Source organism: Bacillus cereus group sp. MYBKT111-2 (assembly GCF_051915205.1).
Classification (GTDB): domain Bacteria; phylum Bacillota; class Bacilli; order Bacillales; family Bacillaceae_G; genus Bacillus_A; species Bacillus_A paranthracis.
Genome location: NZ_JBQAEG010000001.1, coordinates 942,249 through 966,318 on the forward strand (window position 1 = coordinate 942,249; position 24,070 = coordinate 966,318).

A 24,070-nucleotide genomic window follows, 5' to 3' on the forward strand; every position below is an offset into this window, starting at 1 on the left:
TTCTTTCAAGTATAAGATGTACCATTTTGATAAAAACTACATACAGCATTAAACATTCCATGACGAAACAGCTTTTTCTCTTACTTTTCTAAGAAGAGAAAAACAATCGAAAGGATGATCCGTTCATGCCAATTAATCAACAACATCAATTAGAAGTGCTGAAAGATATTTTAGTCAATCACCAAAGTGATTGTTGCGGGACAGTTTCTGAATGCGAGCAATTAGAGCGTCTCATTCAATCGTTACTCGCAAACGATAATATAAGTAGTGACGCTAAAGCAATGCTAAACGATGTATATTCTTATAGTCAATCGGGTAAATCTTCCTCTAATTTGGACAACCACATTTCCAATAATCAAGAACAACTTACTCAGTGGATTGCTGGAATGGACAATTTTTCTTAAGTATTACTCTGAAGCAAGTAGTTGCTGTAAATATTGATGCCAATATTCAGCTTCTGCTTGCTGTTTTTTTGTTGTATGCCATTGAATAGACAAAATCGTTTGTGCTATCACATACCATCTCATACGTTTAAGCAGCGATTCATCCATTTCAATATCATAGTAACCGAGCCACTCACTCCATTCTTGGCGCGGAATGTACCAATATAATAACATACCGAGGTCTAGAGCTGGGTCAGCAATTACAGCTCCATCCCAATCAATTAAAAACAACTCATCTTCATCCGACAATAGCCAATTGTTATGGTTTACATCACAATGGCATACAACGAATTCATTGTATTCAATATCTTTTAATGAATCCATTAAATATTGAAGACCTTGCTGAATTGTTTCCTCATCCCTTATATCTCCTCTTAAAACAAGTTGCAGTTGTTGTAATAACTCTTGTGCGTGAAGCGGCTGCTTCCCAAGTCTCTGAATCATCTGCACAAGTGCTTTAGAGGAGTGTATTTTCTTCAAAAGTTTCGCAACACGTTCTAGTTTCATATCCTCTGGCTCTAACTTCTGTCCCGGAAGCCATTTTTGAGCAGAAATTACATCACCGTTCGTTACCCTTCTTGTCCAAAGTAATTTTGGAACAATTCCTTCTGCTGACAATACCGCTAAAAAGGGCGATGTATTCCGCTTTAAAAATAACTTCTGTTGTCCGTTTTGCGCAATATATGCATCGCCCGTTACTCCACCAGCCGGTACAAGACTCCACTCTTTTCCTAATAATTGTTCCAACCATTCCATATTCATTACCCGTTAACAAATCCTTATCTTTTATAGTTATGAAAAGAAAAACCGCAACATTTCTACACATGTTGTGGATTCATATATATTTTACTGTAAATGAAAAGAAAACTTGGCATAAGCCAAAAATTCTCTATTTTATTTTACAAAACCAGCCATAGAATGACAACTTATCAAAATCGTCACCTTTGTCAATTCTACATTTATTACATTCTCATCGTCAAGTAGCGATTTGTCACATTATCGTCAATATATACGTGCTAATCGGAGCGAGCCTAAGTTCCTTTCCTCTAAATGAAGAAATTGGCTCTATTTTCGCTTGCTTTTCGTTTACTAGCACATGCCACGTTTCTTCTTTCGGCAGTTGCACCGTTTTCGCTTCTAAACTGCTATTAAATAAAACGACAATTTCTTTCCACGGTCCAAACGACTCTACATGTTCTAAATGATATGCAAGTACTTCTGGGGATGTTTGCAAAAAAGTCATATACTTTTTTATAAGGTCTGCATTTTGTAACCGGAATGCTCCGTGCTCTTTACGAATAGCAATTAAACCTTTTATATAGTTAACGGTTTCTATTTCTTTCTCTTTTCGATCCCAATCTAATTGATTAATTTCATCATTTGCATTATAACTATTTTCATTTCCTTGCTTCGTACGATAAAACTCTTGCCCAGCATGTAAGAAAGGGATGCCTTGCGACAGAATCACCATTGCAGTTGCTAGCACGTGACGTTTTTTCAAAATCTCTTCCGACTCTTCATTACTGCGCATTAGTTTATCCCACATCGTCATATTGTCATGACATTCTACATAGTTAATGCTTTGCACAGGCTCTAGAAACAAACCTGTTTCTTTCATACTCAAAAGGCTTCCTGATGCAATATACTGCAAATGATTACAGTCTACATACCCACCAAATGCAAAACCACGTTTATTTATATGAAAGGTACTCCCTTTTATCCCATCACGAAATTGATCATTAAATTGCGCAATATGCGGCATTTTCTTTGCGTTATTTAACGTTGCTTTTTCCTCTAGAGGAAGTGGTGTTTGTAGATCCCATCCTTCTCCTAATAGCAGTGCATCTCGCTTTATGTTTCGCACTTCTTTTTCTATTATATTTATTGTATCAACATCTAAAATTCCCATTAAGTCGAATCGAAATCCATCAACATTGTATTCTGTAAGCCAATATAAAATAGACTCTACAATGAATTTCCTCATCATTTTCCGTTCAGATGCTATATCATTTCCGACTCCCGTCCCATTAGAAGGCATACCATTTTCACCATGACGAAAATAATATCCTGGAACAAGCTTTTCAAATGACGATAGCTCTCTTTCATACACATGATTATATACAACATCTATAATCACTCTAATACCGTGCTCATGAAATGTTTCAATCAGCTGTTTACACTCTACGATCCTGTTATACGGGTCAGAAGGATTTGTAGCATAAAATCCCGTTGGTGCGTTGTAATATAATGGATTGTAACCCCAATTATACGCAGAGGAAGGGTTTGCCTCATCTACACCACCGAAACAATATAAAGGTAATAGTTCAACATGTGTAACACCTAAATCTTTTATATGAGACAAACCTGTTAACGTCCCATTTTGTCCTGTTGTCCCTTCTTCCATTAGCCCTTTATATGTTCCTTTTTTACTCACTCCACTATTCGGATGAATAGTAGCATCACGAATATGCAGTTCATACAATATGGCGTCTGTCATTGCTTGTAAAGGTGGTAATTGCCCTCGCTTTGTTACATTCGTCTTTTCCAAATCAATAACAACGCCGTACTTCCCATTTACAGTCACTGATTTTGCATAAGGATCCACAGCTTCGTTCCATATTAAATTTATACAAACAAGAAATGTATACTTTTCTCCGGCTAAATCGCCTTGTAATGTATGAGCCCATACCCCATTTTCTTCTCTGTGCATTTCGTGATCGGTATATTCTTTATCACTTTTATAAATTCTTACTTTCGCAAGCCTCGCAGTTGGAGCCCATACTTTAAATGTAGTTGCTTCCTTTTGGTGTACTGCCCCTAAATCTGTACCTTCGTAATAATACTTTTCATCGAAAATCGCTGTTCTTATGACAGCACCTATTTGTAAATCTGTTTCTTCATTCCGTTCATCTCGTACTGTATAATACTTCCCCACATCTAGCGGCTCTTCTATAAAGCACTCATACTTCGTTGCATCCGGAAGCGCAATTGTATGAGCAATCGGTAAATCTTTCACGTTACTTCCTTCTTGCAAACGAAATGTCCGACTTGTTCCATACGCATGTGGGAGCAAAATTGTAATTTTATTCATTTCATCTAAATAGGCATCAAATGGACGTTTTACTTTCAACATAAAAAAATCACCATCATTCTTAAAGTTAAAATGAAACGAGCTGCAAATGATAAGGCTTTTCTTATCAGCGAAGCCCTATACAGTAACACATTGTTCTTTATAGTATATTCACCTGTATAAAAAACGTTTTCATACATTCTATTTTTGTAATTTTATTTCAGCAATTGCTTTATATTTCGGCGTCTCCTTTACGTGAGATTCGTATAAAGTAATCGTATCCGCTTGAAATGATATTTCAGGCACTTCCTTTATATGTTCTAAATCAAACTTTTCTTCTCCTACCCATTTACGTGCAACAGTAATATGCGGATGATATGGGCGCGTTTCTAAAGAAAATCCATTCTCTTCACACATAACGTGTACTCGCTTTTGCAATTGAAACAAATCTTGATTTTCGCTTACCTTTGCCCAAAAAATACGCGGCCTGTCTTCCATACCAAACGTTGAAAATCCTTGTAATGTGAACGATAGTTCTTTCATTTGTATAAGTGTTTGTAATCCATTCTTTATTCCTTCTAATTGTTCCTCTGTCGCACTCCCTAAAAAGGAAAGGGTAATATGATAGTCTTCTTTATGTACCCACGAACGAAATGGTAATTTCTCCTGCATTTCCTCTCTATAGTTAGACAGCACTTCTTTTATATGATTTGGTAACGTAATCGCGACAAAATAATGCAGTTCCATGTACATCTTCTCCTTCTTTCTATTGTTGCTTTTCTTTCTTATCTCATTCCATTAAAAAGAATCCAACTTCCCTACAAGTCTAACCAAGTTCAGGTCGCGTTAATAGATGAAATGATATCGACATTTCGACAAGGAACATCTGCTTACCAACAAACGACACGTAATAGAAAACCGTCCCAAAGTATGTATCGGGACGGTCTTTTATTATTTATATATCCATTACTTCGCTAATTCATAAATTGCTTGCGCGTAAATTGCTGTTGCCTTTAATAAGTCTTCAATTTCAATATACTCATCTTTTTGATGTGCAAGTTCTTCTTTTCCAGGGAACAATGGGCCAAATGCAACACCAGCTTTTAACGAACGAGCGTAAGTACCGCCGCCAATTGCTAATAGTTCTGCTTTTTCACCTGTTTGTTCTTCGTATACACGTTGCAACGTACGAATTAATACATGATCTTTATCAACATGATGCGGGCGAGAGTTCGAATAATCTGCCACTTCAAATCCATGAGTACCCATATATTCTTTTAACTTTGCAATCGTTTCTTCAAAGTTAGTCGTAACTGGGTAACGTACGTTTAATCCTAAATTACCACCATTCTCTTTCGCATAAGAAAGGCGACCAACATTCACTGTTAATGGACCACTAATATCGTCTTTATAAGAAATACCAGCTTTCTCTCCTAAAGTATCTCCTGTAAATGTTTCTGTTGCAAACGATACAAACGATGCCCCTTTTCCATCAAGAGCAACTGTAGTTAAGAAGTTTGCCAGTAATAAGCCTGCATTTTCTCCCTTCTCCGGAGTAGATCCGTGAGCTGAAATCCCTTTAATTCGCAATGTCACTGTATTACCTTCTACAATTGCTTCACCTATTTTTTTAGCAGTTTGTAAATACTCTTCATATGCTACTGTAAGTGCACTTACATCCTCTCCTGTAACAACCGCTTCTGCAAAATCAGGAACCATATTTAAACGGCGACCTGACTCAAATGAAACAAGTTCATATGTACCTTTCTTCTCTTCACTACCATTTTGCACAACTTGTATATCAGAAATTCCTTTTTCTGCATTAATAATTGGAAAGTCCGCGTCTGGCGCAAAACCGATTGTTGGCATTTCTTCGTTTTTAAAGTAGTGATCTACACATTTCCAATTGCTTTCCTCATCTGTTCCTAAAATCATACGAACACGTTTTGAAAGAGGTAAACCTAATTCTTTCACAATTTTCATCGCATAGTAAGCTGCCATCGTTGGGCCTTTATCGTCAATTGCACCACGTGCAAAAATCTTCCCATCACGAATATCTGCACTATATGCAGGAGTCGTCCAGCCATCTCCTTCTGGTACAACATCAACGTGACAAAGAATACCTACTAATTCTTCTCCTTGTCCCATTTCAAGATGACCTGCATACCCTTCTAAATTTTTAGAAGTAAAGCCTTCCGTTTCTCCTTTATGTAACATGAAAGATAAAGCTTTTTCTACACCTTCACCGAATGGTGCGCCCTCTTTCGCCGATTCTTCTTCCCATACACTTTTAATTTGTAAAAATTGTTGTGTATCACGAATTAAATCATCTTTTCGTTTTGCAACTTCTTCTGTCCAATTAATTGCTGACATCACGCATCCATCCTTCACTATATTGTTTCTTTCATCATAACAAACCGAAATCTCTTATGCCATATACGAAAACCAAATACCGAACAATTGTAATATTTCAGATATTTCTTATTAGTTTTTCTTTTATTTTTTCAAAAAAATTTGCAGGAATTTGGCGTTTTACGTAGAATTTTATGTGTTAGTTGACTGACCATATATACAATGTCAACTACCAATATTTTTCTATATGAATATTTGTTAAATTTCTGTAAAATTTAAGTAGATTAAAGCATGAATTTTATCATGTAGAGTACAATGGTAGTAACGACCTTCTTTCCTGAATGGGGTCAAAAAAACTAGTAGAGGAGTGGTTTTCTCTTGAAACCTACAACTACTCGTATGCTAACACGCATTAAATCAATTTATATGTACATCAATGAAAACGGAACGGTAACGACGAAAGACCTTGTAGATGAGTTCGGGATCACACCGCGAACGATACAACGTGATCTAAATGTGTTGCAGTTTAATGAACTCGTGTATAGCCCTTGCCGCGGTAAGTGGACAACAACAGGAAAGAAAGTGAGAATGACCTCATAACGAAAAATAATTGTATGTAAATAAATACATACCCCTTTCTAACTCATTAGAAAGGGGTCTTTTCTGCACCTAAAAATAGCACTATTTGTCAGTATCTACTTGATATGTTTTTAACATCTCTACTTCTTCATCTGTTAACTCTCGGTATTGTCCAAGTTCTAGCTCTTCATCTAACACTAACGGTCCCATCTCTGTTCTCTTTAAGTAGACTACTTTTTTCCCTACCGCTTCAAACATACGCTTCACTTGATGGAACTTTCCTTCTGTAATGACAAGCTCGATTTCAGAAATATCATCGCTTTTTAATATTGTAAGTGCACCTGGCTTTGTTTCATAGCCATCATCTAGAATAACACCTTTAGCAAACTCTTTTACATCCTCTTCCGTTACTACTCCTGCAACGTGTGCATAATATTTTTTCGGCACATGCTTTTTCGGAGATAACAATTGATGTGATAACTTCCCGTCATTTGTTATTAATAAGAAACCTTCTGTATCAATATCAAGTCTTCCCACTGGGAACGGATTAAAAATCGCATCTTCTAACTCTAATAAATCTATTACCGTTTCATGATTATCATCTTCTGTAGCTGAAATAACGCCTTGTGGTTTATGCATCATTAAGTAGACAAACTCTTTATATTCCACGACTTCACCGTGAATCATAACTTCTTGTTCTTCTACATTTACATGAACCTTTGCATCTTTCACCGGTATTCCATCAATTTTCACAACGCCGTCTTTCAATAATTTCTTTACTTCTTTTCTACTTCCATATCCCATATTTGCTAATAATTTATCTAATCTCACGTTTTTCACCTTCTTTATTTATCATAGAAAAGGGGACGTAATTACGCCCCTTTTGATTTCAACTTTATTTTCAATCTATTGCCAAGTTTACGCTGGATTTTCTCTAACGCTTCTCCGCCGAATACTCTTTCAAGTACTCCTGTGCGAATTGCTAACAATCCGTAAACGAGACCGCCAAGACCTGCACAAATCGCAACTGTAATAAGAGCGCCAACTCGGCCATCCGGCGAAATCATGAAGGATAGAATCCATTGTGATAGTTTTACGACCACAACCATTACAAATGTTAATACTGCAATTTGGAACGTTCTCTTATATACAACACCGAATGAATAGTGTGCGTATTTTTTAATTTGTTGATTTGTGTACCAAACAGAAGCTAAGAAACCAACAGCTGTTGCTAGAATCGCCCCTACTGTACCGAAATAACGAATAAAGATTACGTTACATACAAATTTCAAAATAACACCCATTATAAGTGCGATAATCGCATGCTTTTGTTGGTTAATACCTTGCAAAATTGCCGCTGTTACTGTAAATAAAGCAAATAACAACGCAACCGGTGCATACCACATTAATACTTGTCCACCTAATGGATCTGAATCGTAAAATGCAGTATAAATTGGATATGCAAGTGATGAAATACCGACAACTGCTGGCAATGTTAAGAACATATTTGCCTGGAATGTTTGTGTAATTTGTAACTTTAAATAACGGTATTGCTTTTCAGTAAATGATTTTGTAATCGCTGGTACGAGCGTTAAACTAAACGCTGTCGCAAGTGATACAGGAATCATAATTAATTTATGCGTCCACATTGTGAAAATACCGAGCGCTCGCTCTGCAATATCACCTTGGCCAATCGCTTGCATAATTGAGTTAAATGTCAATGTATCAATTTGTTGATATAAAGGAATTGTTAACCCAATTACAACGTAAGGAATCGCATATGCAAATAATTCTTTAAATAATTGAACAGTACTCACTGTCGATTCTGGTACAGTTTGTTCAATTAAATATTGATCCAAATGTTTTTTACGTTTTAGCCAGTACCAAATGAGTACACCGAGCGCTCCAACTGCTGAAACGAATGCAGCAAATGTCGCTACCCCAACTGCTGTTGCAACTGTACCGCCAAGTACTTTAATAACGATAAAACTACCCGCTAATAAAAAGACGATACGAATAATTTGTTCAATAATTTGCGAAACAGTAGTTGGTCCCATCGATTGGTGACCTTGGAAATAACCACGAATTAAACTCGCTGCCGGCACAACAATAAGCGCAAAACTTACAAGACGAATAATCGTCGTAACTTCTCCTATATTACTGTGTACACTTTGTTTACCAAGCATTGCTTCTGCAAACAACGGCGCCGTCATGTACAGTACTAGGAATGAAAGAACTCCTGTTACTATCATCATAACCATTCCCGAGCGGAACATTCTCCGGCTCGTTTTATAATCGCCAAGCGCATTATATTTGGAAACGAATTTTGAAACAGCAAGCGGCACCCCTGCCGTTGCAATACTTAAAAAGATCGTATATGGAATGTATCCATATGTATAGAGCGTTCCGCCTTCTGTCCCTACTAATGCATGAAACGGAAAGACGTAAATCATGCCTAAGAACTTCACTAAAAATGTCCCTAACGTAACGATAAGCGTTCCGCGCAGAAATTTCGAATCGGACATACAAAAATCCTCCTACATCTACATAAAGTGAAACTTTAATCAGTGGGGTGTTCTTCCCCACAGATTATTAGCCCCCACCAATCGGGCATTTAGGGGCAGTTAATCTCCCACCTACTTCTTTGACCTAAGCAAACTTTAAGGTGGGAGTCTTACTGCCCGTTAATGCGGGGTAAAGTGAAACTATAATAAATTGAACTATTCGAGCATTCGAGAACTATTAGACTTCCCCTAACTCTTAAGGTTTTAGTCCTATGGCCCACAAATAGCAGGATAGTGCTGAACTCTAACTTTTGTATTGTACCACAATTCTCTCCTTAAGCAGTACTTCACTCTATTTTTCTTTTAAGGGAAAACATGCTATTCTTTTAGGCAGGAAATGTAGAAAATGAGGTCGATATATTATGCATTATGATGTTATTGTCATCGGCGGCGGGCCTTCTGGGCTAATGGCTGCAATCGGTGCTGCAGAAGAAGGCGCAAGTGTCTTGCTTCTTGATAAAGGAAATAAACTAGGGCGTAAACTTGCGATTTCAGGTGGTGGCCGTTGTAACGTAACGAACCGTCTACCACTTGATGAGATCGTTAAACATATACCAGGAAATGGCCGCTTCTTATACAGCGCTTTTTCTATTTTCAATAATGAAGATATTATTACATTCTTCGAAAATCTCGGTGTAAAACTGAAAGAAGAGGATCATGGCCGCATGTTCCCTGTTTCAAATAAAGCCCAATCGGTAGTAGACGCACTTTTAACACGATTAAAAGATTTAGGTGTAAAGATCCGCACGAATACACCTGTTGAAACGATTGAATATGAAAATGGTCAAACGAAAGCAGTCGTACTAAAGACTGGCGAAGTGCTAGAAACAAATCACGTCGTTATCGCTGTTGGCGGAAAATCTGTTCCTCAAACTGGTTCTACTGGAGACGGATATGCTTGGGCAGAAAAAGCTGGTCATACAATTACAGAATTATTCCCAACAGAAGTACCAATCCTTTCAAACGAACCATTTATTCGAGACCGTTCACTGCAAGGCCTCGCTTTACGAGACGTAAACTTAAGCGTATTAAACCCGAAAGGAAAAGCTATCATTTCTCACAAAATGGACATGCTCTTCACTCATTTCGGCCTATCTGGTCCTGCTGCCCTTCGCTGTAGTCAATTCGTTGTAAAAGCACTGAAAAAGTTCAAAACGAATACAGTGCAAATGAGCATCGATGCATTGCCAGAAGAAAATAGTGAACAACTATTCCAGCGCATGCTGAAACAAATGAAGGAAGATCCGAAAAAAGGAATTAAAAACGTTTTAAAAGGTTATGTTCCTGAACGTTACTTCCTATTCTTATTAGAAAAAAATGAAATTGATGGCAGCGAGCAAGCTGGACAAGTTTCTCATGAGAAGATTCGTGCACTTGTGAAAGACTTTAAAGAATTTACTGTGAATGTAAATGGTACGCAGTCCATTGAAAAAGCATTCGTTACTGGCGGCGGTGTATCCGTTAAAGAAATTAACCCGAAAGAAATGTCTTCTAAATTTACAAATGGCTTATATTTCTGCGGGGAAGTTCTTGATATTCACGGTTATACTGGTGGCTATAACATTACATCTGCCCTTGTTACTGGTAGAATTGCTGGAACAACAGCTGGAGAAAATGCAAAAATGCAATATTAAACTGAGAAACAGGGATTCCTGTTTCTTTTTTTATAGGTACATGAAATTATATCGGCGATTCTGTAAATATATCAGCGATTCTGCTACTTATATCGGCGATTTTCCAAATATATCAGCGATTCTGCTACTTATATCGGCGATTTTTCAAATATATCGACTTACCGACAAAAAACGACAAATATCCCCTCCCCTTAACTTCCCAGTGCTTTTTTATTGCTTTATATACCTTAGTAGCTTTATATTTTATATTGTTGAATATTTGAAAAAGGGTAAGGGGAAATCATATGCGAAAAAAAGTCATGATGTCTTTAATGCTAATGACGTTTCTTTCTGCTGTAGAAGGAACGATTGTTAGTACAGCGATCCCTCGTATAACGAGTGATTTATCAGGCGTTGAACTTGTTAGCTGGGTTTACGCAATTTACATGCTTGCCACAGCGGTTTCAACTCCAATATACGGAAAGCTAGCTGATTTATTCGGCCGTAAAAAAGTTCTACTCATCGGAGCTACAATCTTTTTAGTCGGCTCTGCACTTTGCGGTGTCGTTACATCGATGGAACAACTTATCGTCTTTCGTGCCCTTCAAGGTTTAGGTGCTGGTGCTGTCATGCCAATTACTATGACAATCATTGGTGACTTATATGACGAAGCGAAAGACCGCGCAAAAGCACAAGGATGGATAAGTGCTGTTTGGGGCGTCTCAGGTGTTATCGGGCCATTAGTAGGTGGATTTTTAGTTGATTCTCTATCTTGGCGCTACATCTTCTTCTTAAACGTTCCATTTGGAATTATCGCTTGCTTAATGATTGCAATTTATTACAAAGAATCTATTAAGCCTGCTAAGCACCATATCGACTATCTTGGTGCAACAGTATTCTCATTAAGTACAATCGCTCTACTATATGCATTATTAACAGGTAGCAGTAAGCAAAATTGGGGAGACATATCAATTATCGGCCTATTAATCTTTGCTGTCGTTGCATTCATTCTTTTCTTATACATCGAGAAAAAGTCTCCAGAACCATTAATTCCGTTAGCACTTTTCTCTAACCGTACATTATCTACGATAAACATATTAACTCTTATGGCTGGTGCAATGATCATCGGTATTACAATGTACCTTCCAATTTGGAGCCAAGGTGTATTAGGGAAAAATGCGACTGAAGCTGGACTTATTTTAATGCCAATCCCTGTTATGTGGACATTTGGTGCTATTTTCTCCGGTAACTTAGTCGGCAAATTGAAAACGAAACAAATCATTTTACTTGGAGCTAGCATTTTATCAGTCGCTACCTTCTTACTATTTACATTGTCAACTACTTCACCATCATTCCTTATTTATGTATCAGTCGGATTATTCGGATTAGGAATGGGACTTGTAACACCTATTTATATGGTAACAATTCAAGCTGCCGTACCAGCTCAAACACGCGGGACAGCAGTAGGTTTAAACACATTTATCAATACATTTAGCCAAACATTAGGTGCGGCAGTATTTGGCACAATCTTCAATACGATGATTCACGCACGTGGTATTAAAAACCTTGACCTTGTATCTGGCGGACACGGCGGAACTACAGCAAACGTAGTAAGCGAATCTCAATCCGCATTAGCATCAAGTGTACACGTCATTTATATGAGCACTTTCGTATTAGCAGTATGTACATTAATTATCGCTTGGCTTTTATTAAAGCCCGCTACACAAACAAGTGAGCAATAATAAAGAGGATGACCATTTTGGTCATCCTCTTTTACTCTTCATTCTCCACAATATGTTTCAGCATGGACAATTTATTATCCCAAAAACGTTCATAATACGAGAGCCACTGTTGTAATTCCTCTAATGGTTCTGGATGCAAGCGATATATTTTCTCTCTTCCGCTTTTTCTTCCACTTACTAAATTCGCTTCTGAAAGAATATGAAGGTGCTTTACAACCGCAGTACGACTCATCGGAAAATGATCCGTTATTTTGGAAATCGGTAACTCTTTATCACTTAATAACCGTATTACTTCTCGGCGGGTTGGATCAGCAATTGCTTGAAACACATCATATTTCGCTGCTGATGAGGACACTTAGCCTTCGACAACCTTTTTCAGTTTTTCATTTACAATCGCTACCCAGCCTCCGCTCATTCTGTCGCGAATAATAGAGCTCTTCGCATTCGCTTTCGGAAGAATTTCATCAGGGTGTTTCCAGCCGCCGTGAATTAACGTAAATTCTGTTTTATTATCTCCTAGGTCTTTCAGATGAAATGAAACAACCCAGCCATCTGTATCCCATGAAAAAGATAGATGATTTGGCTCATCGATTTCTAATACTTTACATGGTGATGGTCCAAATGGTGATTGTATATGAAATTCATGTCCTACCTCTAATACGAAATCATTTGGCATAAACCATGAGGCAATCCCTTCTGCAGTTGATACTACATTCCACACCTTTTGAATAGACGCGTTAAAAACGATCGTTTGTTTAATGTCAGTTAATGTATTTTGTTGTTCCATTTCCATTCTCCTTTATTCGGTAATCAAATATAACACCTTTTGGTTACACTTCGATAATATAACACCTTTTAGTTTCATGTCAACACTAACTCTTTTTTACTGTTGAGAAATTCTCAACATTTTTTCAACAGGACAAACACCCTCCGAACATTTCCTCATAATATACTCACAAAGGCAACAAAAAATAAAAACTTCTCTCAACATGAAACTCCATCATTCATCTTGGAAGAAGCGCCTTACGTATATCATGCGTATTTCGTCTCTCCTCCTTCCCTCAGGGACACTACGCGAGATATGAAAAATCAGAAGGAATATGCCCACCATTTGAGTAGGTAGTTATTTCTCTTCTCCTCAACATTTCCTTAGGAGCGAAATGACTACCGACTCACTTTTTTCAAACAAAAATAAAAAGGGGTTGAACGCTATGTTCTATTGCATTAACTGCTCTGATATTCACCATGAAAAACATCCGAATGATAAAGTATTCAAAAACGGTTTTTATATTGATCCATTTTTAGGTGATCGCTATCACCTTGGTATGTGTAAAGATGCCCAAAATCATGAGACAGGTGAGCCTCTTTTAACGACAAAGAAATTAGGCGCAACCCAATCTATTATGAACGTATTACCGACACATGTTGTCCCAACATAAAGCATAAAAAAGAGCTGGCTCATCCAGCTCTTTTTTATGCTTTATAAACGATCATTGCTGAAAAACAATAAATTTGGTTTTCGTCATCGTTAATAGAAACACCGACTTGGTACTTAATGTCTACAAAGTTACTATCATCAATCTTTTTCAAAAAAACATTTACAGCGTCTTCTAAGTCTTTTTCGTGACTTTCATCAAACACTTTTACACGAATCATGTTAACACCATCCTAGATCGCAGCCCTCCGCCGCTTGATTATTGCCACGGTGCGTATCTATGATGCGATAAAACTTTCCGTCTTCATATATATATCCGTCTTCTAACACATATTGTTTACCTTCAGTATAGACATAAAACTTACCTATCATAAATTTACTCGTATACAATTCCAAATAATCTGGTCTAAATTTAGCTACCACTTTATTTGTAATATCGATTTTTATTGTGCGCCCCACCTTCTCTCCCTCCTTTGCAAAGAACGGATTTAGGTATATTGTATTAGCGATTTTACATTTTATGCTTAAAAATAAGTGGATATGCCTCCTTTCTTCACCTGTACTATTTTTCTAAAAAAATCATCCATAAATAAAAGCAAAAAAATATACATAAAAAGAGCTTTTACTTATTGACTCAAATATAATTATTATGGTATTATATAAAATTTGACATTTCCATTTACTTATGCTATCATTAAAGATGGTTACCACATATGGAGGTGGATGATTTGTTTCAAATTGGTGATAAAATCGTTTATCCAATGAACGGCGCAGGAGTCATCGAGGCCATTGAAGAGAAAGAAATATTAGGAACAATACGTCAATATTGTGTAATACGTATCATTAGTAAAGATATGCAAGTAATGCTTCCGATGGATCAATTACAAAAATCAGGTATTCGTTATATCGTAGATAAAGGTACGTTAGATGATATACTTCTTGAATTTCAAAACGGGGAATCAGATACATCACTTTCCTGGAAACAAAGATATACAATGAATATGGAAAAAATGAAAAACGGCAATCTGCAAGATAGCGCAGAAGTTGTTCGGGATTTACTTCGCCGCAATAAAGAGAGAGCTTTAAATGCGAGCGAAAAACAAATGCTAGATAATGCCCGAAAAATGATGATTAGTGAAGTTGCACTCGTACAAAATGTTTCTGAACATCAAGCAACAGAATATCTTCAAGATACAATTAATCACTAAATTTAAAATAGCTGGCCGCTATTTTTTTTTTGTAAAAAAGGACGAAGAGTTTTATCTCTTCGTCCTTTTCTATTACCCACGCCCAGCTTGAAACGATGGATATAACGTCATTCCACCATCTGCAAATAGCGTAATGCCCGTTACATAACTCGCCTCTGAAGAAGCGAGCCAAGTTGCTACTGCTGCAATTTCTTCTGGTTTTCCAATGTAGCCCATCGGTATCATACTTTCTACGTCAGCACGTTTTTTAGGATCAGCAAACTTCTCTGCATTGATCGGCGTATTAATTGCACCTGGCCCTATATTATTTACTCGAATACCTTTTGGTGCATATTCCATCGCTAACGTTTCTGTCATTAGTTTCATACCGCCCTTACTAGCTGCATAATGCACGAATAGCGGCCACGGAATTTTCTCATGAACACTCGACATGTTAATGACAGATCCTTTAATATCATGTTCTACAAAATATTTAATCGCTTCACGGCTTCCTAAAAAAGCACCTGTTAAATTTGTGTTAATTACCCTATTCCAATCTTCAAGCGGCATTTCATGCGATGGTACCGCAGTTTCTATCCCTGCATTATTAATCATAACGTCAAGCGTACCAAACTCTTTCACAGCAGATTGAATGAGATTCGCCACATCTGATTCGACCGTCACATCACCTTTTACAGCAATCGCTTCTCCGCCTACCTTTTTAATTTCTTCTAACACATCATTCGCTTCTGACTCCCGTGAGCGATAATTAATCACTACCTTTGCTTTCTCCGCAGCAAACCTTACTCCCATTGCTCTCCCAAGACCACTTGCTGATCCTGTAATAACGACAACCTTTCCTTCTAAATCACTATACATTTCCATACCTCCTTTAACTTTTTGCTATACCTAGCATAATTCCGGCTGCGATAATAAAAACGATACCGACAACGATACCCGTTAATTGGCGTTTCGTTTTTCTTTCACCTAATATAAGAATCCCGCCAAGTGTCGAAATAATAATTCCCATTTGCGATAACGAGAAACTTGTTGCCACTCCAACACGCGGCTGTGAAATGAATAAAAACATATTTCCAGCTGCCCAAATTAATCCTGGAATAATATTTCGTATTGCATATTTATTAAATGGATGATGTTTAAAAGTAAGCAAAATCCCTCCTAACACCATACCAACTGCTTGTGGCAACAAAGCTGACCAACCATCTACGTTAAACAGTCTAATCACTACTACATAAACTAAATAACCAACTGTTGAAATTAATAAAATGATAATGCCCCTTTTAAAATTCCCCGCTTGCTCTGCATTCTTTTCTTCTTCACTTTGAAGAGATGTTAAAATAACACCAATAATAATACAAACGAGAGCTAATACACCAAGGACGACTGATATTGTTGTGGACCACTCATGAAATACGATGACTCCAAATAAAGTCGTCGAAACTAATTGAAGTCCCGTTGAAATCGGCATCGTTCTCGAAACGCCCATTAAATCAATACTTTTTAATTGATTCGCCTGACCGAGCGCCCAAAATAAGCCTGACACAATTCCAACTCCGATAACAGTTGGGGTCAACACTGGTTTCATAAAAATATAAACAACAATCGAGAAAATAAGTGCGCCAAACGTTGTACCGAGCGTTTGACTATAAGGCCCCCCGCCCAGTTTTACGTTAAATAGCACAATACTTCCCCAAAATATAGCTGGTAAAATCGCTAAAAATATATCCATCGCTCATTACCTTTCTTTACTAAATGTCATAGGTTATCACTCTGAATCAGTAGAGTGAGCTTTTATTTTTTCTTTTTCCCTTTCACAAATTTTTTCTGCAATAGCACCAGAAACATTCTTTTCTCGCTCCACTTTCTTTATCCTTACGTGATCTAAATAATCTTCCAAAGTAAGCGTAACTTTATCATTTGGCGGATTATGTGCTCCTTGAAATGTAAGAAATTGTAGCGTCACTTCATATCTAGGAACGAACTCACCATTCTTGCCGAGACGCTTTATATTGATAACTGAAGCACATTCATATTGATCTTCTGTCACTTGTCTTATCACAGAATAATATCGATTTAATAATGCACTTTCTAAAAGTTGTTCATTCGATTCTTTTGCCAAAGAATAACTTGGCAAAAAGGAAAAGATAGAACATATCATTGTTAGCATTACACATATTTTTTTCATAACGCCCTCCTTGTTCTATACGTTAGTGTTCTCAAAAACGCCATAAAAAAAACGACTTTCCCTATATAGGAAAGTCGTTTTAATGAATCCAATATTAACCACCGCTCACTGGTGGGATTAGTGCAACAACATCACCAGATTGAATCGTATCATCCTCATTTGCATATTCTTCATTAATCGCAACCATAATTGGTTCTGTGACTGGTACATTATATTCTTTTGCAATAACATCTTTTAACTCTGCAACCGTAATACTTTCTTTCTCTATTTGTAATTCACTTCTTCCTGCTTCTTCTTGCAAGTTCGCAAATAACAATACTCGAATCATACTTATAGCTCCTTCCCAGGCTCTCCCGCCGGATATGGCGTTTTTTCTAATTGATCGCCAATCCAAGAGTCTCCATCTTCCCAAAACTCCTTTTTCCAAATCGGAACAATTTGTTTTATGCGTTCCATAATGTATTCATTTGCTTCATAAGCCGCTTTACGATGCGGCGTTGAAACAGCCACAACAACCGCGATATCAGAAATTTGCAGTGTACCGATGCGATGTGTAATCGCAACGTGTGTATCTGGCCATTTCTCTTTCACTTCTGATCCGATTTTCTCTAGCATCTTTTCTGCCATCGTTTTATAAGCGACATATTCTAAGTATAATGTACGACGCCCTTTCGTAAACTCTCTAACCGTTCCAATAAATGTTGTAACAGCACCACATTCGCGGCGAATAACCTTATTCGCTACTTCTTCAATTGAAATTTCTGTATCAATTACTTCATAATACGTATGTGTCATTTCGCACTCCTTACCGTTTGTACAAACCAATCTATATACAAATCTTCTTCTGTTATATGAAATACTTTATATTCTTCTCGTAAGTTTGCAGGAGCATCATACCACGTAATAACTGCTACTATATTTTCTACTTTATGTAAAAGTTCAACGTCTTCCTCAGAACGAAGTAACACCACTTTCGGATAGCTCTCTTTTTTATAGCCCTCAATTAAAATTGTATCCACTTCAAAAAACTCGTATAAACGGATAATTTTTTGCAAGGACCATTCCTCTCTTAATGACGACAATGAAAGTAATCCAGCGCCTTCTACACTACTTACGACAGCACCGGCCTTTCTATGCCTTTCACTATCTTTTTGCGCTACTTCTGGAAACCCTCCATGCCCGTGATGTTTAATCGTAGCAACTTTTATTTTCCGTTCAGCTAATGCATGTACAATTTTCTCTACAAGTGTTGTTTTCCCGCTATTTTGATACCCTACTATTTGTAAGATTGAAGGGGCTTTGCCCATGGCCAATCACATCCCTCAGCGTGCTCTAACAATAATACAGACACTTTCATCCCTGCCTCAAAGCCTCTCGTTCCTCCAGGCAACACAATAAAAGCATTCGCATCTGCAAGTGAAGATACCGCACTCGATTTATCTAAACCGACCGGCGTCGCGTGTAATGCCCCGTCCACGATTGTCACCTTTGCTCTTACAAAACGAGTAAACGGATTTGGTTTTGGAAAATCTTTTTGTAAAATAGCATCTGCTCTATATACGTGGGGTTCCTTCGCATACAAATAAGTTTTTATAACCGGATGCACAAATAACTCAAATCCCACATAACAAGCTGACGGATTCCCTGATAAACCGAAAAGTAACTTTCCATCCACTTCAGCTACAGTCGTTACACTTCCTGGTCTCATCGCTATTTTATTGAAGAGTACATTCGCTTGTAATCTTTCATAAATAGCCGGCAAGTAGTCATAATCTCCTACCGACACACCGCCTGTCGTAATTAAAATATCAACTTCATCCATCGCTGATTGAACAGCTGTAAAACATGCATCTAACTCGTCGGCAAGTTGGCCATAATATCGGACTTTACCTCCAGCTTTCATAATTTGAGCAGCAATCATATAAGAGTTACTATTTCTAATTTTCCCCGGTTGTAACGACTCATGTACTTCTAACAATTCACTTCCTGTCGTCACAATACCAACAACAGGCTGTTTTACAACTTTCACAGTACTATATCCAAACGTCGCTAATAAGGCCGCAACACCTGGATTAATTGCAACACCTTTCTGAACGAGAACTTGATTTTGTTTTATATCTTCCCCTTTACATGACACATTGTCGCCACTATGAAAAGGACGCTTTAACTTCATATATGTTTTTCCGTCCTTCTCAAAACCTTCCGTCAGTTCTAGCATTACGACTGCATTACAATCCGCTGGAATAGCTGCTCCTGTCATAATACGAACCGCCTGAAAAGATCCTACTGTATCTAGAAAAACAGACCCCGCCCCGATTTCTCCTATTACTTCAAACTCAATTGCATTCTCTTGATTTGCTTCTTTCGTATCTTCCGCTCGAATTGCGAAACCATCGTAAGGGGAACGATCAAAATGAGGAACGTCATGATCAGAGACAACATCCTCCCCAAGAATTCTCCCGTAACTTTCCGTAATAGAAACTTCTTCTACTTCACCAAATTTCGCATATTCCATTACTCTCTCTACTGCATCAGCAACTTGAATCGGAATTCGTTTTTCTACCATCGTTTCTCACCCCATATTTGCAATTTTTTTTATCTCGATTAAACTTTATATATTAAATAGAAATTACTTCAAGGAGGAATTCCATGTCTTCATTCACACACTTTAATGACCAAGGACGCGCGAAAATGGTTGATATAAGCGATAAAAAAGCAACCGTTCGAACAGCAATTGCGCGCTCTAGCATTGTCGTTACGAAAGAAATTTACGATAAAATCTCTCATAATGAAATCGGGAAAGGTGACGTATTAGCAGTTGCACAAATCGCTGGTATTATGGCTGCGAAACGCACTTCTGATATTATCCCAATGTGTCATCCTTTATTATTAAAAGGTGTTGACGTTTCTTTCGATTGGAAACAATCCGATGAACAATATCGATTACTGATTGAAGTAAAAGTTAAAACAGAAGGTAGCACCGGTGTTGAGATGGAAGCTTTAACAGCTGCTTCCGCTACCGCTCTTACCGTGTACGATATGTGTAAAGCTGTTGATAAAGGTATGATTATCGGCGAAACGTACTTACTTGAAAAAACAGGTGGAAAAAGTGGAGATTATGCGAGAAAGTCTTAACCTTCTCCCTGTTGAACCTAAAGGACTTCCCTTTAGGTTCAACCTATATATCTTGCATATAAACGTTTTGCTACATTTATATCATTCGTCCCATGAATAAAAGCTCTGCCATCTGTAAATAAAACAAAACGAAATTCCTCTACTAGAAACGATACTAAATACGGAGTAGCCTTTACATCCACACTTCTTTGTAAGCGCTTTTTAATTTCTTCTAAATTAAATTCATTCCGCACACCTGGACGGATTTGTACTGTATTTCGTCCACATAACACTTCTGTTTTCGTTTGTGCTTCAAATGTTAAACTCGGATATGTACGTAATCTTCCGCAAGATAAACACGTTTCTTTTTTCTGTCTATTCACTTTAAATGCCATCTGTTGATTATTCCAAAGATCAAACGATAACATCGTTTCGCGAAGCGCCCCATAGTCTTCTACTAATATTTTCAACGCTTCTGTTATTTGATGCGCAACTACTAATTGCACCGCCGGCTGTATAATACCAGCCGTATCACATGTTGCTCCGCTTGCTGGATGCTCCATTAAACAGCGGAAACACGGTGTTTTTCCTGGTACAATTGTATACGTTACTCCGTAGCTTCCGACACAACCACCATATATCCATGGAATATTATACTTTTGTGAAATATCATTAATAAGAAGACGCGTTTCAAAATTATCTGTCGCATCTAATATTAAATCTACACCCTTCACTAACTCTTCCATTTCCTGCACTGTTACATCAGTTACAACCGGATTTATTTCCACCTCAGAATTAATCGCTTTTAAATGCTCTGCCGCTGCTACCGCCTTCGGTTTATACTGCTTTGCATCTTCTTCTGTATATAATTGTTGCCTTTGTAAATTACTCCACTCTACATAATCACGATCCGCAATTGTTACTTTTCCAACACCTGCTCTAACAATCGCTTCTGCATTTGCTGCACCAAGAGCTCCCGCACCAATAATAAGCACATGCTTCTCTCTAATTTTTCTCTGTCCTTCTTCTCCAACACCAGAAAATAATATTTGCCTTGAATATCGCTCCTGCATACGATAGCCTCCCTTCTTATCCTCCTATATAAGACATTTCAATTTTCGGACGATTTTTCGCACTTTCTTCTGTCCGTTCATCCGAATACCTATCTTTTCTATTCATCCATACATCTTGTATAACGCTTACTAACTCCTCATCCGAAAGATTTCCTCTAAGAAGTTCCCTTAGGTCGAGTCCCTCTGTCGCAAATAAGCAAGTATAAAACTTTCCATCTGCTGAAATTCTCGCTCTCGTACAAGAGGAACAAAAGGACTCAGAAACAGAAGTAATAAAACCGACTTCAACATTTGTTCCAACGTAACGATATCGCTTCGCAACTTCACCAAAATAATGCGCTTCAGCTGGCTCAAGCGGATACACGCGATGAATCATCTCAATTAACTCTCGCTTCGTAACAACTTGATCAAAATTCCATCCATTTGTACTACCAACATCCATAAACTCAATGAACCTAAGCGGGATTCCTTGCTCTTTAAAATACGCAGCCATCGGAAGTACTTGATGATCATTCATCCCTTTTTTCACAACCATGTTTACCTTTACATCAAGCCCGGCCTCTTTTGCAGCCATAATTCCCTTTATAACAGGTTTCGTATTAATATTTCGGCCATTAATAGCCTTAAACACATCATCATCTATTGCATCCAAACTAACATTTACTCTATGTAATCCAGCTTCTTTTAATACTTTTGCTTGCTTCGTTAAATGAATTGCATTGGTCGTTAACCCTATATCTAATAGCCCATCAATTTTCACGAGACGTGCAATAAGTTTTGTTAAATCTTTACGAAGTAGTGGCTCGCCACCAGTAAGTCTAATTTTTCGTACACCGATGTTCACAAATAGTTTTGCTAAACGCTCAATTTCATCAAACGTCAGTAAAAACTCATCTTTCAAAAAAGCATAATCTGGCCCAAACACTTCCGCTGGCATACAATATGTACATCTAAAATTGCAACGATCAATGACAGATATGCGTAAATCTTGAAGTGGGCGTCCAAAAAAATCTGTAACCATCTCCTGCATCGCCACCCTCCCTTTCTGCCAAATTTCTCTCTTTTCATTCTATTATAATATATTTTCGAACTGCGATGTTTTTACTCATGTGAATAAAGTAAAACTTTCCTAATCAATGAGACTACATACAAATAAGGAGATAAAAAACCTTGAAGCATAAAAGCCCCAAGGTTTTCTCCTTATTAACTTAATCTAATAATCGTTAAAGTAGCTCCTGGCGTTGCCGTCGATAATGTAGCCAACGCAACTACTCCAAATAATTGTAAGCTAACAGCAGCTCCAGCAGGCAAGTTAGCAATGATTGTTGCACTAAATGAACCAGTAGCCACTGTCGGAGCATTTATCGTTCCCGCAAGTGGGCTGCTATTTACAGTTATACGGGAACTCACAAGTAAACCTGCTGTTAAATTAATTGTATAGGCTATATAATAATTCCCTGCATTTGCAACTGTAAATACAGTATTCCCACCACTAACAGTTATTCCCGGTCCAATATTTTGATTGTTTGGTAACGGAATATTCGTGCCACCTAACAAAACAGAAATAACACTTCCTGATGTATTATTTGCAAACGCGTACGTTGCAGTTGTACTAACTCCAGTCGCCCCGGTCGCTCCCGTGTCTCCTGTTGGACCGATACTTCCCGTTAGACCGGTGTTTCCTGTCGCTCCCGTACTTCCTGTTGCTCCGGTATTTCCGGTTGGGCCTGTTGAACCTGTCGCTCCCGTACTTCCCGTTACTCCCGTATTTCCGGTTGGGCCTGTTGAACCTGTTACTCCCGTACTTCCCGTTGGACCTGTGTTCCCCGTCGATCCGGTACTTCCTGTCGGGCCCGTATCTCCCGTTGCCCCGGTATTTCCTGTCGCTCCCGTACTTCCCGTTACTCCTGTATTTCCGGTTGGGCCTGTTAAACCTGTTACTCCCGTACTTCCCGTTGATCCCGTACTTCCCGTTGGACCTGTGTTCCCCGTCGATCCCGTATCTCCCGTTGCCCCGGTATTTCCTGTCGCTCCCGTACTTCCCGTTACTCCCGTATTTCCGGTTGGGCCTGTGCTTCCTGTTGCTCCCGTACTTCCTGTTGCTCCCGTACTTCCCGTTGGACCTGTGTTCCCCGTCGATCCGGTACTTCCCGTTGGACCCGTATCTCCCGTTGCTCCTGTATTTCCAGTTGGGCCTGTTACTCCCGTATTTCCCGTTGATCCCGTGCTTCCTGTTGATCCCGTACTTCCCGTTGGACCTGTGTTCCCTGTCGATCCGGTACTTCCTGTCGCTCCCGTGCTTCCCGTTGATCCGGTACTTCCTGTCGGGCCCGTATCTCCCGTTGCCCCTGTATTTCCTGTCGCTCCCGTACTTCCCGTTACTCCTGTATTTCCGGTTGGGCCTGTTACTCCTGTGGCTCCCGTACTTCCCGTTACTCCTGTACTTCCAGTTGGGCCTGTTACTCCCGTTGAACCCATGCTTCCGGTTGGGCCAGTGCTTCCTGTTGCTCCCGTACTTCCAGTTGGGCCTGTTACTCCCGTGGCTCCCGTTGATCCCGTGCTTCCGGTTGGTCCTGTTGAACCTGTTACTCCCGTATTTCCCGTTGATCCCGTACTTCCCGTTGGACCAGTGTTCCCCGTCGATCCGGTACTTCCCGTTGGACCCGTATCTCCCGTTGATCCTGTATTTCCA

27 protein-coding genes are annotated in these 24,070 nt (G+C 38.5%); 7 read left to right on the top strand and 20 right to left on the bottom strand.

Translation table 11 applies throughout. The annotated features are described in order from the left end of the window. Positions 1-125 precede the first annotated feature (125 nt). A complete protein-coding gene (locus ACTFNE_RS05005) occupies positions 126-404 on the top strand; it encodes a YtzH-like family protein (protein ID WP_001122234.1) in 279 nt (92 codons plus the stop codon). A gap of 3 nt (positions 405-407) precedes the next feature. Here the strand turns inward: ACTFNE_RS05005 and ACTFNE_RS05010 are convergent, their stop codons facing one another. The 4 genes from ACTFNE_RS05010 to pepV all read right to left on the bottom strand — a co-directional run bounded on the left by ACTFNE_RS05010 (position 408) and on the right by pepV (position 5,886). Next, positions 408-1,205, bottom strand: coding sequence for a phosphotransferase family protein (locus ACTFNE_RS05010; RefSeq protein WP_001055736.1), 798 nt, complete (start codon positions 1,203-1,205; stop codon positions 408-410). Positions 1,206-1,434: 229 nt separating this feature from the next. Continuing rightward, positions 1,435-3,576 carry a type I pullulanase gene (gene pulA / locus ACTFNE_RS05015; protein WP_270706369.1) on the bottom strand — a complete coding sequence of 714 codons (2,142 nt, stop codon included), beginning with the start codon at positions 3,574-3,576 and terminating at the stop codon, positions 1,435-1,437. A 138-nt stretch (positions 3,577-3,714) separates the two neighbouring features. Continuing rightward, positions 3,715-4,260, bottom strand: a complete 546-nt coding sequence (gene thpR, locus ACTFNE_RS05020) for an RNA 2',3'-cyclic phosphodiesterase (RefSeq protein ID WP_270706368.1) — start codon at positions 4,258-4,260, stop codon at positions 3,715-3,717. Between the two features lie 219 nt (positions 4,261-4,479). Next, entirely contained in the window at positions 4,480-5,886 is a 1,407-nt protein-coding gene (gene pepV, locus ACTFNE_RS05025) for a dipeptidase PepV (protein WP_270706366.1), read from the bottom strand. A gap of 357 nt (positions 5,887-6,243) precedes the next feature. Here pepV and ACTFNE_RS05030 point away from each other — a divergent pair, with 357 nt between their 5' ends. Further along, positions 6,244-6,465, top strand: a complete 222-nt coding sequence (locus ACTFNE_RS05030; RefSeq protein WP_000805512.1) for a DeoR family transcriptional regulator — start codon at positions 6,244-6,246, stop codon at positions 6,463-6,465. A gap of 81 nt (positions 6,466-6,546) precedes the next feature. Here ACTFNE_RS05030 and ACTFNE_RS05035 read toward each other — a convergent pair whose 3' ends face one another. Both ACTFNE_RS05035 and ACTFNE_RS05040 read right to left on the bottom strand, forming a co-directional pair. Then, a complete protein-coding gene (locus ACTFNE_RS05035) occupies positions 6,547-7,275 on the bottom strand; it encodes a pseudouridine synthase (protein ID WP_048557782.1) in 729 nt (242 codons plus the stop codon). A 41-nt stretch (positions 7,276-7,316) separates the two neighbouring features. After that, positions 7,317-8,969: a putative polysaccharide biosynthesis protein gene (locus tag ACTFNE_RS05040; protein WP_109630349.1), complete on the bottom strand. Its 1,653-nt coding sequence runs from the start codon at positions 8,967-8,969 to the stop codon at positions 7,317-7,319. Between the two features lie 401 nt (positions 8,970-9,370). On the opposite strand from ACTFNE_RS05040, the gene ACTFNE_RS05045 reads away from it, so the two are divergent. Both ACTFNE_RS05045 and ACTFNE_RS05050 read left to right on the top strand, forming a co-directional pair. Continuing rightward, on the top strand, positions 9,371-10,642 hold the full coding sequence (locus tag ACTFNE_RS05045) for an NAD(P)/FAD-dependent oxidoreductase (RefSeq protein ID WP_000558878.1): 1,272 nt from the start codon (positions 9,371-9,373) through the stop codon (positions 10,640-10,642). A gap of 284 nt (positions 10,643-10,926) precedes the next feature. After that, on the top strand, positions 10,927-12,363 hold the full coding sequence (locus tag ACTFNE_RS05050) for an MDR family MFS transporter (RefSeq protein WP_046198209.1): 1,437 nt from the start codon (positions 10,927-10,929) through the stop codon (positions 12,361-12,363). Positions 12,364-12,394: 31 nt separating this feature from the next. Here the strand turns inward: ACTFNE_RS05050 and ACTFNE_RS05055 are convergent, their stop codons facing one another. Together ACTFNE_RS05055 and ACTFNE_RS05060 are read right to left on the bottom strand one after the other, a co-directional pair. Further along, complete coding sequence (locus ACTFNE_RS05055; protein ID WP_000098837.1) at positions 12,395-12,718, bottom strand: ArsR/SmtB family transcription factor; 324 nt, start codon at positions 12,716-12,718, stop codon at positions 12,395-12,397. After that, entirely contained in the window at positions 12,719-13,150 is a 432-nt protein-coding gene (locus ACTFNE_RS05060; protein WP_000437774.1) for an SRPBCC family protein, read from the bottom strand. A gap of 424 nt (positions 13,151-13,574) precedes the next feature. Between ACTFNE_RS05060 and ACTFNE_RS05065 the strand changes: the two genes are divergently transcribed. Continuing rightward, positions 13,575-13,802 carry a DUF3973 domain-containing protein gene (locus ACTFNE_RS05065; RefSeq protein ID WP_000498984.1) on the top strand — a complete coding sequence of 76 codons (228 nt, stop codon included), beginning with the start codon at positions 13,575-13,577 and terminating at the stop codon, positions 13,800-13,802. A 34-nt stretch (positions 13,803-13,836) separates the two neighbouring features. Here the strand turns inward: ACTFNE_RS05065 and ACTFNE_RS05070 are convergent, their stop codons facing one another. Both ACTFNE_RS05070 and ACTFNE_RS05075 read right to left on the bottom strand, forming a co-directional pair. Continuing rightward, positions 13,837-14,019 (bottom strand): sporulation protein Cse60, encoded by a 183-nt coding sequence (locus ACTFNE_RS05070; protein WP_000621751.1) that lies wholly within the window; start codon positions 14,017-14,019, stop codon positions 13,837-13,839. Position 14,020: 1 nt separating this feature from the next. Next, complete coding sequence (locus ACTFNE_RS05075) at positions 14,021-14,257, bottom strand: DUF2553 family protein (protein WP_000533800.1); 237 nt, start codon at positions 14,255-14,257, stop codon at positions 14,021-14,023. A gap of 254 nt (positions 14,258-14,511) precedes the next feature. Between ACTFNE_RS05075 and ACTFNE_RS05080 the strand changes: the two genes are divergently transcribed. Beyond that, complete coding sequence (locus tag ACTFNE_RS05080) at positions 14,512-15,006, top strand: CarD family transcriptional regulator (protein ID WP_001998466.1); 495 nt, start codon at positions 14,512-14,514, stop codon at positions 15,004-15,006. A gap of 72 nt (positions 15,007-15,078) precedes the next feature. Here ACTFNE_RS05080 and ACTFNE_RS05085 read toward each other — a convergent pair whose 3' ends face one another. The 7 genes from ACTFNE_RS05085 to moeA form a co-directional block, all read right to left on the bottom strand. Continuing rightward, positions 15,079-15,864, bottom strand: coding sequence for a glucose 1-dehydrogenase (locus ACTFNE_RS05085; RefSeq protein WP_270706364.1), 786 nt, complete (start codon positions 15,862-15,864; stop codon positions 15,079-15,081). Between the two features lie 13 nt (positions 15,865-15,877). Continuing rightward, the gene (glcU, locus tag ACTFNE_RS05090; protein ID WP_000350858.1) at positions 15,878-16,735 is read right to left on the bottom strand and encodes a glucose uptake protein GlcU; all 858 of its coding nucleotides are present in this window, start codon (positions 16,733-16,735) and stop codon (positions 15,878-15,880) included. Between the two features lie 36 nt (positions 16,736-16,771). After that, entirely contained in the window at positions 16,772-17,191 is a 420-nt protein-coding gene (locus tag ACTFNE_RS05095) for a DUF3888 domain-containing protein (RefSeq protein WP_000717661.1), read from the bottom strand. A 94-nt stretch (positions 17,192-17,285) separates the two neighbouring features. Further along, complete coding sequence (moaD, locus tag ACTFNE_RS05100) at positions 17,286-17,519, bottom strand: molybdopterin converting factor subunit 1 (RefSeq protein ID WP_000621789.1); 234 nt, start codon at positions 17,517-17,519, stop codon at positions 17,286-17,288. Positions 17,520-17,521: 2 nt separating this feature from the next. Beyond that, positions 17,522-17,986: a molybdopterin synthase catalytic subunit MoaE gene (gene moaE / locus ACTFNE_RS05105; RefSeq protein WP_000149942.1), complete on the bottom strand. Its 465-nt coding sequence runs from the start codon at positions 17,984-17,986 to the stop codon at positions 17,522-17,524. After that, complete coding sequence (gene mobB / locus ACTFNE_RS05110; RefSeq protein WP_046198211.1) at positions 17,983-18,498, bottom strand: molybdopterin-guanine dinucleotide biosynthesis protein B; 516 nt, start codon at positions 18,496-18,498, stop codon at positions 17,983-17,985. Before mobB ends, moaE begins: the two co-directional genes overlap by 4 nt. Then, entirely contained in the window at positions 18,468-19,757 is a 1,290-nt protein-coding gene (moeA, locus tag ACTFNE_RS05115) for a molybdopterin molybdotransferase MoeA (protein ID WP_270706360.1), read from the bottom strand. Before moeA ends, mobB begins: the two co-directional genes overlap by 31 nt. Positions 19,758-19,840: 83 nt before the next feature. Between moeA and moaC the strand changes: the two genes are divergently transcribed. Then, positions 19,841-20,326, top strand: a complete 486-nt coding sequence (gene moaC / locus ACTFNE_RS05120; protein ID WP_046198213.1) for a cyclic pyranopterin monophosphate synthase MoaC — start codon at positions 19,841-19,843, stop codon at positions 20,324-20,326. Between the two features lie 38 nt (positions 20,327-20,364). Here moaC and ACTFNE_RS05125 read toward each other — a convergent pair whose 3' ends face one another. The 3 genes from ACTFNE_RS05125 to ACTFNE_RS05135 all read right to left on the bottom strand — a co-directional run. Then, complete coding sequence (locus tag ACTFNE_RS05125) at positions 20,365-21,378, bottom strand: molybdopterin-synthase adenylyltransferase MoeB (protein ID WP_046198214.1); 1,014 nt, start codon at positions 21,376-21,378, stop codon at positions 20,365-20,367. 16 nt (positions 21,379-21,394) lie between these two features. Then, positions 21,395-22,408 carry a GTP 3',8-cyclase MoaA gene (gene moaA, locus ACTFNE_RS05130; RefSeq protein ID WP_270706359.1) on the bottom strand — a complete coding sequence of 338 codons (1,014 nt, stop codon included), beginning with the start codon at positions 22,406-22,408 and terminating at the stop codon, positions 21,395-21,397. Positions 22,409-22,581: 173 nt separating this feature from the next. Continuing rightward, the coding region (locus tag ACTFNE_RS05135; RefSeq protein ID WP_439997963.1) for a BclA C-terminal domain-containing protein at positions 22,582-24,070 on the bottom strand (1,489 nt) is incomplete at its 5' end.